The 380-nt window shown below is 40.8% G+C and carries 1 protein-coding gene; it reads right to left on the bottom strand.

Features of this window, described 5'->3' with window-relative positions:
• Positions 1 to 380, bottom strand: a 380-nt coding sequence (locus NBRC110019_RS16815; protein WP_281756625.1) for a SprB repeat-containing protein, incomplete at both ends; no start/stop codon positions are given.

Below are 380 nucleotides of genomic sequence, written 5' to 3'. Positions count from 1 at the left end.
GGTAATAGTAACATTATAAGTCCCCGCTGTAAGCCCTGTTAAATCTTCAGTAGTAGCGCCGTTAGACCAAGCGTATGTATAAGGAGCCGTACCACCCGAAACTGTTAAATCAATAGTACCATTAGAACCTCCGTTACATGAAACGTCTGTAGAAGTTGAAGAAGCTACAATAGCTGTAGGTTCACTAATAGTTACAGATTCTGTAGCAGTACATCCGTTGTTATCCGTTATAGTAACAGTATAAGTACCACTAGAAAGCCCTGTTAAATCTTCAGTAGTAGCCCCGTTAGACCAAGCGTATGTATAAGGAGTAATACCACCAGCAACTGTTAAGTCAATAGCACCATTAGAACCTCCGTTACATGAAACGTCTGTAGAAG

The sequence above is a fragment of the Neptunitalea chrysea genome, assembly GCF_027924145.1.
GTDB lineage: Bacteria > Bacteroidota > Bacteroidia > Flavobacteriales > Flavobacteriaceae > Neptunitalea > Neptunitalea chrysea.
Note: the sequence above shows the minus strand (reverse complement) of the source record. Positions and strands in the feature narration are given on the sequence as shown.